14 protein-coding genes are annotated in these 15,218 nt (G+C 66.1%); 5 read left to right on the top strand and 9 right to left on the bottom strand.

Features of this window, described 5'->3' with window-relative positions; translation table 11 throughout:
- Nucleotides 1-84: 84 nt before the first annotated feature.
- A complete protein-coding gene (locus KVG96_RS11090; RefSeq protein ID WP_217892091.1) occupies nt 85-1,776 on the top strand; it encodes a DUF2599 domain-containing protein in 1,692 nt (563 codons plus the stop codon).
- A 40-nt stretch (nt 1,777-1,816) separates the two neighbouring features.
- The gene (locus KVG96_RS11085; protein ID WP_217892090.1) at nt 1,817-3,055 is read left to right on the top strand and encodes a DUF2599 domain-containing protein; all 1,239 of its coding nucleotides are present in this window, start codon (nt 1,817-1,819) and stop codon (nt 3,053-3,055) included.
- Between the two features lie 83 nt (nt 3,056-3,138).
- On the opposite strand, the gene KVG96_RS11080 is transcribed toward KVG96_RS11085, so the two are convergent.
- Both KVG96_RS11080 and KVG96_RS11075 read right to left on the bottom strand, forming a co-directional pair.
- Complete coding sequence (locus KVG96_RS11080; protein WP_217892089.1) at nt 3,139-3,561, bottom strand: cupin domain-containing protein; 423 nt, start codon at nt 3,559-3,561, stop codon at nt 3,139-3,141.
- Nucleotides 3,562-3,595: 34 nt separating this feature from the next.
- Nucleotides 3,596-4,360 (bottom strand): SDR family oxidoreductase, encoded by a 765-nt coding sequence (locus KVG96_RS11075; protein WP_217892088.1) that lies wholly within the window; start codon nt 4,358-4,360, stop codon nt 3,596-3,598.
- A 254-nt stretch (nt 4,361-4,614) separates the two neighbouring features.
- Between KVG96_RS11075 and KVG96_RS11070 the strand changes: the two genes are divergently transcribed.
- Nucleotides 4,615-6,180, top strand: coding sequence for a winged helix-turn-helix domain-containing protein (locus KVG96_RS11070; protein WP_217892086.1), 1,566 nt, complete (start codon nt 4,615-4,617; stop codon nt 6,178-6,180).
- A 55-nt stretch (nt 6,181-6,235) separates the two neighbouring features.
- Here KVG96_RS11070 and KVG96_RS11065 read toward each other — a convergent pair whose 3' ends face one another.
- The 3 genes from KVG96_RS11065 to KVG96_RS11055 are packed head-to-tail and all read right to left on the bottom strand — an operon-like array spanning nt 6,236 to nt 9,078.
- A complete protein-coding gene (locus KVG96_RS11065; protein ID WP_217892085.1) occupies nt 6,236-7,441 on the bottom strand; it encodes a methylaspartate mutase in 1,206 nt (401 codons plus the stop codon).
- Nucleotides 7,442-7,483: 42 nt separating this feature from the next.
- Nucleotides 7,484-7,939: a cobalamin B12-binding domain-containing protein gene (locus tag KVG96_RS11060; protein ID WP_217892084.1), complete on the bottom strand. Its 456-nt coding sequence runs from the start codon at nt 7,937-7,939 to the stop codon at nt 7,484-7,486.
- A 2-nt stretch (nt 7,940-7,941) separates the two neighbouring features.
- The gene (locus tag KVG96_RS11055) at nt 7,942-9,078 is read right to left on the bottom strand and encodes a fatty acid desaturase (protein WP_217892083.1); all 1,137 of its coding nucleotides are present in this window, start codon (nt 9,076-9,078) and stop codon (nt 7,942-7,944) included.
- A 111-nt stretch (nt 9,079-9,189) separates the two neighbouring features.
- Between KVG96_RS11055 and KVG96_RS11050 the strand changes: the two genes are divergently transcribed.
- Nucleotides 9,190-10,071: a LysR family transcriptional regulator gene (locus KVG96_RS11050; protein WP_217892082.1), complete on the top strand. Its 882-nt coding sequence runs from the start codon at nt 9,190-9,192 to the stop codon at nt 10,069-10,071.
- A gap of 19 nt (nt 10,072-10,090) precedes the next feature.
- Here the strand turns inward: KVG96_RS11050 and KVG96_RS11045 are convergent, their stop codons facing one another.
- The 3 genes from KVG96_RS11045 to KVG96_RS11035 all read right to left on the bottom strand — a co-directional run bounded on the left by KVG96_RS11045 (nt 10,091) and on the right by KVG96_RS11035 (nt 12,865).
- On the bottom strand, nt 10,091-11,077 hold the full coding sequence (locus KVG96_RS11045; RefSeq protein ID WP_225927246.1) for a quinone oxidoreductase family protein: 987 nt from the start codon (nt 11,075-11,077) through the stop codon (nt 10,091-10,093).
- Nucleotides 11,078-11,086: 9 nt separating this feature from the next.
- A complete protein-coding gene (locus tag KVG96_RS11040) occupies nt 11,087-11,707 on the bottom strand; it encodes a LysE family translocator (protein WP_217892081.1) in 621 nt (206 codons plus the stop codon).
- Nucleotides 11,708-11,875: 168 nt separating this feature from the next.
- On the bottom strand, nt 11,876-12,865 hold the full coding sequence (locus KVG96_RS11035; RefSeq protein ID WP_217892080.1) for a zinc-dependent alcohol dehydrogenase family protein: 990 nt from the start codon (nt 12,863-12,865) through the stop codon (nt 11,876-11,878).
- Between the two features lie 136 nt (nt 12,866-13,001).
- On the opposite strand from KVG96_RS11035, the gene KVG96_RS11030 reads away from it, so the two are divergent.
- Nucleotides 13,002-13,892, top strand: a complete 891-nt coding sequence (locus tag KVG96_RS11030; protein ID WP_217892079.1) for a LysR family transcriptional regulator — start codon at nt 13,002-13,004, stop codon at nt 13,890-13,892.
- A 3-nt stretch (nt 13,893-13,895) separates the two neighbouring features.
- On the opposite strand, the gene lysA is transcribed toward KVG96_RS11030, so the two are convergent.
- The gene (gene lysA / locus KVG96_RS11025; RefSeq protein WP_217892077.1) at nt 13,896-15,134 is read right to left on the bottom strand and encodes a diaminopimelate decarboxylase; all 1,239 of its coding nucleotides are present in this window, start codon (nt 15,132-15,134) and stop codon (nt 13,896-13,898) included.
- Nucleotides 15,135-15,218 lie beyond the last annotated feature (84 nt).

Here is a 15,218-nt window from a genome sequence, read left to right as displayed (position 1 = left end):
GTTCACTGGTTTGACCGCAAACACCAGCCTATCTACGCTCAACCCCAAGGACGTTTCACCTCCCACGACAAGGAGTCGTCGGCCATGCGCGCAGCCCTGCGTTCGTCTTTCGCTCTCGTGTGTTCCCTTACCCTGGCCTGCGGCGCGGCGGCCCAGACGGTGCTCGATCCGGTCGAGACCCTGAACCGCATCAACCGCAACTACAACACCCTCAAGGACGCCTGCCAGGAGCCCGACACCGGCGCTGCCCGCGGGCATTACTACTGCAGCGGCGTGACCTTGCGCATGGTCAACGACGGGCCGTTCAACCCGTGGGACTACAGCCCGTACGCGATCAAGATCGGCGCGACCTCCTATTCGTGGATCCGCAAGGACCTGAGCACGCGCATCCTCATCCATCCGGCCGGGTTCATCCTGCGCACGCCCACCGATTCGATGGACCTGCAGCTGCCGGTCAAGGAGCAGGGCTGGACGTGCATCTACGCGTTCGACGGCGGCACGGGGCCGGAGCGCAAGTGGTACGGTTGCGGCTTTTTCGACAGCAAGGAGCCGCCGCGCAAGGCTCAGGCCGCGATGGACAACCGCAACGCGGCGTTGGCCTACGGCACCTGCGCCGAAGCCGGCGTGAGCACCGCCGCGCAGTGGACGGCCCGCTACACCGGCTTGCTCAAGGGGCCGATCCAGTACGACCAGTGCTCCTGGAACGCCGAAAGGCCCGACGACTGGAACGCCATGATCCGCGTCCACGAATCGCGGGTGAAGACCACCAACAAAGACCCGTTCGCCTTCAGCGCGCAGGTCAACGAATTCATGTTGAAGAATGCCTCGGCCAGCAACGACGGCAGCGAAAACATGAAGTACATCGATGCGTTCATCTACAACGTCAACAGCACGCAGAACTTCGCCACCCGGGGCGACCAGGCGCCGCCGAAGCCGGAGAACGGCCTCAACAGCGCGCGCAATTTCCAGAAGAAGCTCCAGGCCCAGGGCTACAGCGTGCCGATCCTGCGGCTGGACTTCACCAAGCCGCCGGAGCAGCGTTTCAGCTATGTCGCCGCCGATCAGGCGATTGACCTGGACGCCGCCGGCAACGGCCAGCCGACCCCGGTGACGCCACCTGCCCGGTACATCGCGTCGGCCACCTGGGTCGAGCGTCATGACCCCGGCACCGGGAAAAACGAATGGACCCTCAACGTCGTCCCCACCGCCCAGGGCAAGGCGAGCCAGGCGAGCGCGCAGGAGGCGGTCTACCAGGAACTGTTCGCCCTGCGCGGCGCCGACAGCCAGTGGCGCGACAACGAGAAGGCCGCCGGCAGCATGCGCCAGCAACTGAGTTGCCTGGTGCAGCACTACCCGGGCAAGACCGAATGGAACCTGGAGCCGTTCCGCCCCGTCGTCACGCCGCAGGAAGCGGCCAAGGCCGGGTGCAATCCCGTGCCGGCCAGAACGGTGCAGTACATCGCGTCCGCCGATTGGGTCAAGCGCTACGACCCGGGCACCCGCCAGGACGAATGGACCTTGAGCGTGGTGCCGACCGCGGCCGGCCGGGCCTTGCCCAACGAGCAGGCCGGCGCCCTGTACGACCAGTTGTTTGCCCTGCGCGGCGGCGACAGCCAGTGGCGCGACAACGAGAAATCCGCCGGCAGCATGCGCGGGCAACTGAACTGCGTGCTGGTCAACTACCGCAGCAAGACGCCGTGGAACCTGGAGCCGTTCCGGCCCGCGCTGTCGGACGGCGACACGCGCGCGGCGGGCTGCAATCCGGTGGCGCGATAGGTTCGGCAAACAGGTTTCGCAAAAGGGAAAGGAGCACGTCATGAAGACTCGTTGGGACAGGATCGCACCGTTGCTGGCATTGCCGCTGTGCCTGCAAGCGGCAGCGGTGAAGGCCGAATCCTGCGCGGAGACGCTGAGGAAAGTCGAAACGCTCTATAACAACACCGTCGACAGTTGCGGCAGGGATCCGGCGTCGGACTGTTCTGGGTTGTTGGTCCGGGGCACCCACCGGGCGGATCCGGCGAAAGGGCAGCAATGGGATGTCTGGAACCCCAGCCCCAAGGCCCAGGAACTGGGCACGTTCGCCGCCTCATGGATGCGCGCCGACGGCATCAGCTACGAGGACCCCGGGATGAGCACCCAGAACGGCTACCTCATCACGCCGGTGGATCTGGTGCGCGACCCCGAGAACCCGGTGCACATCTACTGCGCGTTCCCCAACGACGCCTGGACCGATTTTCGCGACGACCGGGGCTGCGGCAACAACAAGAACACCACCCAGACCGAAGCGGTGTGCCAGTCCATGGCGCCGCCGATCACCAACGTCAATGCGTGGGTCGCGCACTTCACCAAGTTCAACAACAACCGCCAGCAGGACCAACTGCAGTGCGGCTTCAACATGCGCAACCCCATGAGCAGCCAGGAGCGGGTCACCGCGTTCCAGAACTTCATGGGCTCGCGGCGGGTGATCAACAGCCGCGAGTTCCAGACCCAGACCGAACTGCGCCTGGGCAACCCCAAGACCGACGAACTGCCGATCCTGGCCTTCTTCTACAGCGACCAGCGCGGCCTCAACGACGCGTTGGCCAACCAGAAGGACTACAAGAACAAGACCGGCAAGGACCGCAACATCGTCAAGATCGACTTCCCCAAGACGCCGGTGGCCAAGGCGACGTTCTCCTGCATCCAGACCGCATCGGTGCCTGAACCCAAGTACTGCGACAAATACATCGAGTCCAGCACCTGGGTGAAGCGGCCCGACCCCAAGCTCGGCCCGGACACCTGGTCGCTGCAGGTGGTGCCCACCGCGTGCGGCCGGGCGATCAAGGACAACCAGACCGACCGGATGTTCGCCGAGCTGTACAACAAGCATAAGAACGACGACCAATGGCGCCAGTACAGCGTCAACGGCGGCTCGTTGCGCCGTCAGCTGGTCTGCCACCTGGCGGCCACCTTCGACGGCAAGCCCGTGCGCGACAAGCCGGAGTGGAACCTTGAGCCGGCACGGCCTTATGTCGACCAGGCCACGGCGGTGGCGCAGCGCTGCAATCCTTACTGAGCAAGGTGCGCGCCTGACGAACGCGAACGTCAACACCTCCGGCGGTGCAAGTGCGCCGGAGGCTGACGGGTGAAAGGGCGCGTTTACGGCTTCACCGGCCGGACCAGATCCCCCTCGGTGCTGTCGAGCACGAACACCGCCAGCAGGCGGGACGGCTCGGTGGCGCTGGCGTTGGCGCTGACGGCGTGGAAGTCGCCCGGCTGCTCGACGAAGTGCTCCCCGGCCTTGTAGACCTTCTCCGGCGCATCGCCGACCTTGCTGCGCACGGCGCCCTCAAGCACCGTGGCATAGATGAACGCCGACTTCGGATGGAAGTGCGCAGGCGAAGACCCGCCCGGCGCGTATTCCACCAGCACGCCCTTCATGGTCTTGCCCGGCACGTTGGGCAGGGCGCGGTCGAACACCACGGTGACTTTGCCCGCTTGCGGCTCGGCCGCCGAGGCCGTCGAGGCAGCGGTGACCGACACGGCCGCCAGGGTGGCGGCCAACAGGATTCGGCTAAACATGGCAGTGCTCCTATCGATGAGGGTGAGTGCGCGTTCAGCGCGCAGCCGACGCGGTCGATTGCGCCAGCCAGTCTTCGAAACGGGTCGGGCCCAGGCGCGGGTTGGCGCCGCCGGGGGTGAGCGACTGGTCGTCCAGTTCATCGCCGAAATAGCGCGCGTGGACGTCCGGGATCACCTTGCGGGTGTCGCCGGTGACGCGGAAGAAGCGCCGGACCAGCTCATCCAGCGGCAAGGCCTCGGGGCCGGCGACTTCCTGGGTGCCGTTGCTCGGCGCGGCCAGCGCCACGTCGGTCAGCGCGGCGGCGACGTCGTCCGAGGCCATGGGCTGGATCAGCGCAGGCGACAGGCGCACTTCGTCGCCGACCGTGGCCGACTGGGCGATGCCGCCGACGAATTCGAAGAACTGGGTGGCCCGCAGCAGGCTGTAGGGCATGCCGGACGCCTTGATCAGGTTCTCCTGCGCCACTTTGGCGCGGAAGTAGCCGTTGTCCGGCAGCCGCTCGCTGCCCACCACCGACAGCGCCACGTGATGGCGAACCCCGGCGGCGGCCTCGGCGGCCAACAGGTTGCGGGTGGAGGTCTCGAAGAACTCCAGCACCGCTTGGTCTTCCCAGGACGGCGCGTTGGACACGTCGACCACCACCTGGGCGCCGTCCATCGCTTCGGCCAGGCCTTCGCGGGTGATGCTGTTCACGCCGGTGTTGGGCGAGGCCGCGAGCGCGTCATGGCCGCGCTCGCGCAGGTTCTTCACAAGTTTCGATCCGATGAGGCCGGTGCCTCCGATAACGACAATCTTCATGGCGTCTCTCCGCTTGCCGACCGCAACCATTGCTGTCGATGTGCTTCGAGGATGCCTGCGACGGGGATCCGAATCTTTGCCCGGGCCTTGGATTTGCCTTGGCCCGAGCGTGGATTTTCGTCCAAACCGTCCAATCTGCCGTGGGCGGTGCGCAGACCGGTGCGGCAGCGCACACTCTGCCGTACCATTGAGAACCCAACCCATTGCCAGCCCGGACAACCCGCCCGGGGGCGTCCGACCAGGGAACCGCCAGCGTGCCATTCAAGTTTGAAGACTTCGTGCTCGACCCAGAGCGCCGGGACCTGACCCAACGCGGCCAGACCGTGACCGTCGGGCCGCAAGTCTTCGATCTGCTGCTGCAACTGATCAGCCACCGCGACCGGGTGGTGAGCAAGGACGAACTGCTCAATGCCGTGTGGAGCGGCCGGGTCGTCTCCGAGTCCACCATCACCAGCCACATCAACGCGGTGCGCAAGGCCATCGGCGACACCGGCGAGCACCAGCGCCTGGTGCGCACCGTGCCGCGCAAGGGCTACCGCTTCGTCGGCGAGATCCGGCCGAGCGACGACCCCGAGGTTCCCGCCGACACGCTGCCGACCCCGCCGCGCCCGGCGCTCCTGCTGCCGGACAAGCCTTCGATCACCGTGCTGCCGTTCCAGAACCTCAGCGGCGACCCCGAGCAGGACTACTTCGCCGACGGCATGGCCGAAGACATCATCACTGCGCTGTCACGCCTGCGCTGGCTGTTCGTCATCGCCCGCAATTCCAGCTTCACCTACAAGGGCAGGGCGGTGGACACCCGCAGCGTGGGCCAGGAACTGGGCGTGCGCTACGTGCTTGAAGGCAGCGTGCGCAAAAGCGGCAACAAGGTCCGCATCACCGGCCAGCTGATCGATGCCAGCAGCGGCACGCATCTGTGGGCCGAGCGTTTCGAGGGCCAGCTCGACGACATTTTCGAGCTGCAGGACCGGATCGCCGAAAGCGTGGTCGGCGCCATTGCGCCGCAGCTGGAGCGGGCGGAAATCGAACGGGCCAAGCGCAAGCCCACCGACAGCCTCGATGCCTACGACTATTACCTGCGCGCCACGGCCAAACTGCACATCGCCACCCGCGAGGCCATCGACGAATCGCTCGCGCTGTTCTACCGCGCCATCGAGCTGGATCCGGAATTCGCGTCCGCCTACGGCATGGCCGCCTGGTGCCACTTCTGGCGCAAGCTCAACGGCTGGATGACCGACCGGCCGGGGGAAATCGCCGAAGGGGCGCGGCTGGCGCGGATGGCGGTGGAACTGGGCCGCGACGACGCCGTGGCCCTGACCCGCAGCGGCCATGCGCTGGCCCACCTGACCGGCGACGTCGACGGCGGCATCGCCTTGCTCGACCGGGCCCGGCTGCTCAACCCCAACCTGGCCCCGGCGTGGTACCTGGGCGGGATCCTGCGGGCCTTGCGCGGCGAGACCGACACCGCCATCCAGAACCTGGAGCACGCGGTGCGCCTCAGCCCCCTGGATCCGGAGATGTTCCGCATGCAGGTGGGCATGGCCATCGCCCATTTCTTCGCCGGTCGTTTCGAGATCGCGGCCGCTTATGCCGAACAGTCGGTCGGCAATCTGCCCAGCCTGCTGCCGGCGGTGGCGTTGATGGCTGCCTGCCATGCGCTGAGCGGGCGGATGGACAAGGCCGCGCCGGTCATGGCGCGCCTGCTTGAGCTGGATCCGACGCTGCAGGTGTCCAGGCTCAAGGACTGGCTGCCGATCCAGCGCCCCGAAGACGCCGCCCGGTTCGTCGAAGGGCTGCGCCTGGCCGGGTTGCCCGAATAGAAAATGCCCGATGCGGGCATCGGGCGTTTGTGGGGGGACGCAAAGCGCTGTGCCGTCAGGCCACGCGGTCGTAGGTCTGGATGTTGTGCCGCAGCGCCGCCAGGAACGAGAACGCATTCTCGACCCGTTCGCCGTCGAACCCTTGGTAGTAGTTCTGGGCCGTCACCACGGTGCCGGCGTTGCGCCGGTTGTCCGGATGCAGGCAGTACGGGATCGACAGGAATCCGCCGGCGAAAGCATCGAGGATGGCTTCGGACAGGTCGCTGTCGCGGGCGAGGGTGCCTTCGATCAGCTTTCGGGCGGCGCCGAGGACGCGGGCGTGCTCTTGCGCATCGAACGGGATGTCCGGCAGTTCGCCTTCGGTGTTCAGGCAGAAGTCGGCGTATTCCAGCGCCGCGATGTTCTCCTCGATGCGGGGGATGCGGCGTGATTCCACCGGGGTCTTCATGATCACCCGCTGCACGCCGGTGGCGCGGATCATCGCCAGCGCATCGCTGGTGATCCGGCAGAACCCGCCCAGGGAGCGCGGGAAGAAGCCCATGAACACATAGCCCACAAAGTGGTAGCTGCCCGGCGCGAAGTACTCGCTGGCCAGCTGCTGCAGCGCCGCCACCGCCGCGCGATCCTGCACCGGGGAGGTGCCTTGGGCGTAGGAGAACGACAGGGTCCGGATACCGTGGGAACGCAAGAACAGGCCTTCGAGAATGTTCAGCGCCACCAGGATCGCCGGATCGCACATCTGGCCCATCATGCAGCCGGCGAAGCTTTCGATGTGGCTGTGCTCGACGCCGTCGGCCAGCACCCGACAGGCTTTCTCCCAATGACCGAACGCCTCGCGCAGCGGCGTGCGGCTGTAGGGCAGGCAATAGGAGATCGGTCCGCCCTCGGTGGTGGGCAGGCCGATCTCGACCATCCGCTCGAAAATGTGCAGCGGATCGGGAGAGCCGTGACGGATCTGCACCGGCAGACGGTGGCGGGCGTAGATCTGCTCCAGCATCGCACGGGTGTCTTCGCCGGGGTGGTTGACGATCGGATAGCCGTTGAGCATCGACCCACTGTCGATGGCCCGCTGCGCCGCCGCGAGGTTGTTCACCCGGGTGAACGCATCAAGGGTGATGGTGCACACAGTGTTGGCGCGGCTGGCGGCCACGCCCTCAAGCCCCGCCTGCATCCGGGCGGGGTCGCTGAAGCCCATGCGCGGCTGGAGCACCGGACCTTGCTCGGCGAACCGTTCAAGGACATGCGTGTTGAAGTCGATCATGCGGTAAACCTTTTCATCAAACCGGTAGGGGGCGCGGACGGGTCAGCGGGCGACCCGTTTTTCCAGGAAGTGCGTCGGGTTCAGTTGCGCGGTCACCAGCTCCTGAAAGGTATCGAAGCTGTTGGCCACGCTGTCGTCGAACACTTCATCGAAACCGGCCGTGCGCAGGGTTTCGCTGTGCCGGGCGATGGTCTGGCTGTCGTTCTCGGTGCAGATCTTGCCGCCGATGTACAGCCCGCCCTGGTGACGGGTTTCGCTGCGCACACGCTTGGCCAGTTCCGCGCCCTCGAGGTAGCCGTGGCCGTTGACGGTGCTGACCACGACGATCGCGTTGCCTTTGCGGTTGAGCCGGTCGATCACTTCGTCCATGGGCGTGTTGGGCCCCAGGTTCTCGACCTTGTAGCCCAGGTCGTTGAGCAGGAATTCCATGAACACCAGGTTCCAGCTGTGGGAGTCGGAAGGTACGGTGGCGAGCAGAGCGGTTTTGTTGAACATCATCCTTAAAGTCCTTTTTGGGTTGCAGTCCTGTTGGCGTAGTACGGAAGTGCTCGTTGGAAGTTGCGGAAGTTGGCGGTCACCGCATTGATGTAGCCCCAGTTTTCGCCGTAGTTGGTCGGGAAGGGCTTGGAGCCTTCAAGCCTGTCCCGCTCGCGGGCGGTGATGTAGTTGGGCCAGTCGGCGGAGCGCGGGCGGCGGTGATGGAAGTCATGGCACGGCGTGTCGCCGACCATCACGAACAGGCGCACGAACAGGTGGAAGCACAGCATCTTCACCAGCCACAGGGCGATCAGGGCCTGGCGGCGGATGAAGCCGGCGTCTTGCGGCAGGCGCAGTTCTTCGCCGATGAACACGCCGGTCGTGCTTTCGCAGATGAAGTCGATGCCGCGGCGCTCCAGCACGTCCACGCTGGGCCAGGTGTGCTCGGCGGCGAGGCGGAACGTGGTGCTGATGTGATAGCCGGCGAATACCGGCACCACCCAGGCCATGACGAACAGGTCGAAATGCCCGAGGGCGGCCGACAGCAGGGCCAGGGCGATCCAGAACATCAGCGTCCATTGGGCGACGCGGCGGTTGTCGGCCACGGCGGTGGCTTTCACGCGGCCCCAGAACGACCGCAGGATGGCCAGCGGCGACAGCGCGGTGGTCACAAGCTTGGTCCACATGGTGGTGATGCTGTCGGACGGGCTGAGCCCCACCACTTCCTGGAGATAGGACAGGGTGTCGTCATCGTCGGTCAAAAGGGCCCTGGAACTGTGGTGGAGCGTGTGTTCGTGCTTGTAGACGTCGAAGGGCTTGAGCATCAGCACGCCGGAAATGATCCGGCCGACCTTCAGATTGCGCTCGCGGTCCTGGAAGACCATGTCGTGGGCGCAGTTGTGGCAGATCATCACCTGCATCTGTTTGATGCCGCCGGTCGCCAGCACGAAGCCCAGCAGCCAGAGCCAGACGCTGCCTTGCAGGTAGCCTGCACCGGCCAGCAACGCGCCGACGCCGATCAACCCGGCGGAGACGATGATATGGTGCATCGGTTTGAGCGGCCGGACCCGGTCGAGGTCCTCCGGCAGGGGCTTGGCGGTCAGCCAACTCAAGAACGGCTGCATGAACCCTGGAAGCGGGCGCATCGAGTTACGTATCATCCATGTTTCCTCTAGGGTTTTGCTCCATGCAAAAAACTTTAACGTGACCTCTGGTTATTTCGAACAGAAATACATGGGGATCGATTTTTCATTTTTGGGTAAATCATCGACATGGATTGGGATGATCTGAAAGTTTTTATCTTCGTCGCCAAATCGAACAACGTGACCGAGGCCGGCGTCTCGCTCAAGGTGTCGGCTTCGACGGTGTCCCGCAAAATCGCGGCGCTGGAGGAATCCCTCGGCACCGCTTTGTTCCTGAAGAAGACCAACGGCTACTTCCTGACCGAGGCCGGTCGGGCATTGCTGCCGCTGGCACTGGAGACGGAAGAGCGCTTCAAGCTCATCGAGCGGCAGATGTCGCAGCCGGGGGAACGGATGGCCGGGCAGGTGCGCATCGACTGCCCGGAACTGATGGGCACGCACCTGATCATTCCCGCGCTGGCGCAGTTCCGTGAGCAGTACCCGGAGATCAGCTTCGACTTCTTCAATTCGGCCGTGTCTTCCAAGCTCACCCAGAGCCACAGCGACATCATCGTCCGCCTGCGCCGGCCCGAGAACGGCAACTTCACCATGCGCCGGGTCGGCACGCTGACCCAGGCGCTGTTCTGTTCCGAAGGCTATGCCGCCGCCCACGGGCTGCCGGCGGCGGTCGATGACCTGAAGCGCCACCGGCTGATCGGCTGGACCGAGGAAATGGCGTACATGCCGCTCGCGCAGTGGCTGAGCGACGTCAGCGGCGAACAGAAACCGTGGATGCGCGTCTCCAACCTCAACGGTCAGCTCAAGGCCGTCGAGGCCGATCTCGGCATCGCCGCGTTGCCGGTCTATGTGGCGCACCAGTCAGGCTTGCGCCGGGTGCTGGCCGACGGCCCTACGCACAGCTCAGAGGTCTGGCTGCTGCGCAATCAGGCGACCCAGGGCATCGGCCGTGTCGACCGGGTGGTGGACTATCTGACGCAAGTGCTGAGCGGCAGAACGGCCGCGATTCACTGACGGCCGTTCTGCGGGAGGGTCATGGCGTGAGGATCAGGGAACCGCGGGTTTCCCGGTCCTGCAGCCGGCGGTGGGCTTCGGCGGCGTCGGCCAGCGGCAGGCGCGTGATGGCGGGCGCCCGGATGGCGCCGTCGCAGAAGGCACGCAGCACGCGCTGTGCGGCCTCGGCGAGTTCGCTGTCCTGACCGATGTAGTGCTTCAGCGACGGTCGGGTCACGTGCAGCGAACCCATCTGCCCCAGGCGGGACAGGTTGAATCCGGTCACGTCGCCGGAGGCGTTGCCGAACGACACCAGGTGGCCGCGTTGGCGCAGGCACGCCAGCGACAGCTCGACCGTGGCGCGCCCCACGGAATCGAACACGGTGTGCACGCCCTTGTTCGCCGTCAGTTCGCGGATGTGCCTGAGCGTGTCCGGCGCCTCGGCGTCGAAGGCCGCCACGCAGCCGCCGGCGAGGGCCTGACGTCTCTTGTCTTCGCTCGACGCCAGGCCGATGACGTGCAGGCCGCGGGCGCTCAGCCAGGCCGTGGCGATGCTGCCCACGCCACCGGCGGCGGCATGCCAGACCACCCAGTCGCCGGGGGCCACCGGTATGCAACGGTGCGTCAGGTATTCGACGGTCAAGCCCTTGAACATCAGGGCTGCGGCCACTTCGCTGGACAGGCCGTCGGGCAGGCGGATGGCCCGTGCGGCCGGCAGCACCGCGTGGCTGGCGTAGCTCCCCGTCGAGCTGTCGACGAACGCGACCCGGTCACCGGGGGCGAGCCCCTGCACCTGCGGCCCGCATTCGATGACGCGGCCGGCGCCCTCCATGCCCAGGCCCCGGGGGAACGGCGAGCCGTCGTCCAGCGCGCCGCAGCGGCGGTGCAGATCGATGAAGTTGACCCCGGCCGCCTCGATGGCGACGGTGATCTCACCGGCGCCGGGGGCGCGCAGCTTGAGTTCGCGCAGCTCCAGGACGTCCGGTGCGCCGGGGGTGGTGAAAACGATGGCATGGGCGTGAGTCATGGGCAGTCCTTACAGCGGGCCGATGCGCAGGAAGATCCACACGGCGACCGCAATCAGCATCAGGCCGAACGCGGCGTTCTGGGCCACCAGCAACCGGGGGCGCGAGCGGATCAGTTTCTGCACGGTCGAGCCCATCGAGACCCAGATGACGTGGGAGAAGAAGTTCAGCGAAATCAGCGCGGCGCTGAGGATCAGCACCACCGTGCTGCTGGTCTCGCCGGCGGGCAGGAAGGTCGAGAACATCACCAGCAGCATGACGATCCCTTGCACGTTGCCCAGCTGCACGAAGATGCCGTCGCGAAACTGCAGGTGCAGGGTCTTGTCGCCGGGGGCCTTGAGCGGGCGGCGCAGCAGGCGCACGCCCAGCCACAGGATGTACAGGCTGCCCGCCACCTGCAGGCCCCAGACCAGCGTCGGATGGTTCATCAGCGTGTGGTAGAGCCCCAGGCCCACCAGCACGGCGATCAGGAAATAGGTGATGTCGAGGCCGGCGATGAACCAGACCGAGCGGCGTACGCCGCTTTGCGCGCCGGAGGTGGCGACCATCAGGTTGCCGGGGCCTGCGCTGAGGGTGAGCGGCACCATGGTCGACAGCCAGAGCAACCAGTTGATGCTGAAAATGTCTTGCATGCTTTCTTCCTTAAATCGCGGTGCGAACTACTTTCGCGCCAGTCTAATTCGCGGCCGCTTCTAAGGTTATAGCGAAGAGCGCAAGGCGATATCCCAGAAATGGTGGAAGCCTTGCGCGACGCCCGATGCAGGCATCGGGCGTCGGTCTGGAGGGGGGGAGGGAAGGGCTCAGACCGTGACGACGATCTTGCCGATCTGCTGGTTGGCCTCAAGGAAACGGTGGGCCTGCTGGATCTCTTCCAGCGCGAACGTCTTGGCGATCACCGGCTTGAGCGCGCCCGAGGCCAGGCCGTCGAGGATGAACGCCTTGGCCCGTTCCAGCGCGGCCGGATTGGCGACGATCTCGGCGTACAGGTAGCCCTTGAGCGTCAGGCATTTGCCCAGCACGGTGAACAGCGGGAACGGCGTGGGTTCCGGGCTCAGGGCGCCGTACCCGAGCAGGATGCCGCCGCGGGCCATGCTCTGGGTGAGCGTTTCGAAGGCCGGGCCGCCGACAGGGTCCAACACCACGCGGGCGCCCCGGCCGTCGGTGAGCGCCATGACCCGCGCCACGATGTCTTCTTCGTCGCTGACGATCACATGGGCGGCGCCGGCGTCCAGCAGGGCCTGCCTTTTCGCCTGGGTGCGGGTGATGGCCACCGGCACCGCGCCGACGCTGCGGGCGATCTGGAACGCGGCCAGGCCGACGCTGCTGGAGGCGGCGGTGATCAGCACCACGTCGCCCTGGGTCAGTTTCGCCTGCTCGATCAGCGCGCCCCACGCGGTGACGTACTGCATCCAGGACGCGGCGGCCTGTTCGAAGGACAGGTTGGCCGGGTGCTTGACCGTAAGGTGGGCGGGCACGTTCGCCACTTCGCCGTAGGTGCCCCAGCGGGCGATGTCCAGCGGCGGGATCAGGCTGACCGCGTCGCCGACATCGAAGCCGCTGACGCCGTCGCCGACCGCCGACACCACGCCGGCCGCTTCGTAGCCCAGACGGCTGGGGAACTCGGCCTCCTGCAGGTAGGCGTGGTTGCGGAACATGACTTCCGCGCGGTTCAGGCCGAAGGCCTTGACCTGGATCTGCACCTCGCCGGGCGCGGGGGCAGGCACGTCCACCGCTTCCAGTTTCAAAACGCTTGCGTCGCCGTACTCGTGAATCCTGACAATCCGGGCCATGTGCACCTCTGCCTTATCAATGGAGCGGCGCACCGGGACTGTCCCGGTGCGTCCGTGTCGTGGCGCCCAATTTAGTCTTTGGCCTGGGGCGGATAAAGCCCTACGATGGCGCGACACTAGAAACACAGGGTTTCCAATGGATCGCCTTACGTTGATGGCCACTTTCGTCCGGTCGGTGGAACTGGGTTCGTTCAGCGCCGTGGCCGACGAGCTCAACCTGTCGCCGCAACTGGTCGGCAAACAGGTGAAAATGCTCGAACAGCATTTGGGCGTTTCGCTGCTCAACCGCACCACCCGCAAACAGAGCCTGACCGACTTCGGCCGCACCTTCTACGAGCGGGCCAAGCTGATCCTGGCCGACGTGGACGCCGCCGAGGAGATGGCCGCCGTCACCCGGGGCGTGCCCAGCGGAAGGCTGCGGATCAACGCGCCGGTGACCTTCGGCGTGAGCACGCTGTCGCCGCGCCTGCTGGAGTACATGGTGCGTTTCCCGCAGGTGTCGGTGGACCTGACCCTGTCGAATGAATTGGTCGATCTGGTGGAGGGCGGCTATGACGCTGTGTTTCGAATCGGCGAACTGGCGGACAGCGGCATGAAGGCATTGCCGCTCAAACCGTATCCCATGGTGCTCTGTGCGGCGCCGGCGTACCTGGCCCGGCGCCCGGCCATCGCCACGCCGCAGGACCTGCAGACCCATGAATGCCTGGCGTTCGCCTATTCGGACGGACGTTCGCACATTCGCCTCGAGGGACCGGAAGGCGTTGTCGATGTGCCGATCAAGAGCCGGCTGACGATCAACCAGGGCGACCCGTTGCTGGCCGCCGCCGTGGCGGGGCTGGGGGTGGTGATGCTGCCGCTGGAACTGGTCAAGGACGCCTTGCGCGCGGGGACATTGGTGCGGGTGCTGACGCCGTACGAGATGCCGGTCTCGCCGATGAACCTGCTGTACGCGCCGGACCGGCGGCTGACGCCCAAGCTGCAAAGCTTCATGGACTTCGCCAGGGCCGCCTTCGGTCCGCAGGCGTGAGGCTCAGAGCCCCAGTTCTTGCTCGAGCAGGGCGTCCAGCGTCTGCCGACGGCGGATCAGCCGGGCCTGGCCGTCGCTGAACAGCACCTCCGGCAGCAGCGGCCGGCTGTTGTAGTTGGACGACATCGACGCGCCGTAGGCCCCGGTGTCATGGAACACCAGCAAGTCGCCGACCTTGGCCTCGGGCAGCGGTTGCGGGCGCAGTTCCTGGTCGTCCTGGGTGAAGATGTCGCCGGACTCGCACAGCGGGCCGCCGACGACGGTGTCCACCAGCGGCCGGTCGACCGGACGGCCTTCGGCGTCGAGCAGCGTCATGTGATGGTAGGCGCCGTACATGGCAGGGCGCATCAGATCGTTGAAGCCGGCGTCGACCAGCACATAGTTGCGGTTGCCCATGCGCTTGACCGCCCGCACCTCGCTCACCAGCCGGCCCGACTCGGCCATCAGGAAGCGGCCCGGTTCGATCTCCATGTGCACCGGATGGCCGAGCAGCGTTTCGATTTCCTTTCTGGCCACCGCCCAGGTGCGTGCATAGCGCTCGACGTCCACGGCAGCCTCGCCCGGACGGTAAGGCGTGGACAGGCCGCCGCCGATGGAAAAGGCTTCGATGTCCTGGCCCAGGCCGGCGATCAGTTGCACCATCGAGCGCGCCACTTCCTCCAGGTGCGAGTAGTCCACCCCGGAGCCGATGTGCATGTGCACGCCCACCAGTTTCAGGCCGTACGAGCGGATCACCGCCAGCGCCTCGTGCAGGTCTTCGTGCCAGATGCCGTGCTTGCTGTTCTCGCCGCCGGTGTTGGTCTTGCGGCTGTGGCCGTGGCCGAAACCGGGGTTGATCCGCAGCCACACCCGGTGCCCCGGCGACCGCTCGCCCAACTGGCGCAGCATGTCGATGGAACCGGCGTTGACTTCCACCCCCAGCTCGACCACGCGCTCAAGGGTCTTGCGGTCGAACAGGTCGCAGGTGAACACGATGCCGGCCGGCGCGCCGCCGACCTGGAAACCGGCGAGCAGGGCGCGTTCGATCTCGCCCAGGGAGACGGCATCCACGTGCAGGCCGTGCTCGCGCATCAGGCGCAGGATGTGCAGGTTGGAGCAGGCCTTCTGCGCGTAGCGGACGGTGTCGAACGCACGCAGGCGCCCGATACGCTCAAGGATCGTCGCGGCGTCGTAGCTCCACAGCGGGGTGCCGTGGGTCTGGGCGCTGTCGGCCAACAGCGGGAACAGGGAAGAGGAGGTCATGGCAAGGGCTCAACGGACAGTTCGGCGCAGGATGCCTTGCCTTGTCCATCTGGAAAAATACCTTTTGTTTGCGAGCCCATTCAT

Origin of the sequence: Pseudomonas ekonensis (genome assembly GCF_019145435.1) — a bacterium.
Taxonomy (GTDB): domain Bacteria; phylum Pseudomonadota; class Gammaproteobacteria; order Pseudomonadales; family Pseudomonadaceae; genus Aquipseudomonas; species Aquipseudomonas ekonensis.
Note: the sequence above shows the minus strand (reverse complement) of the source record. Positions and strands in the feature narration are given on the sequence as shown.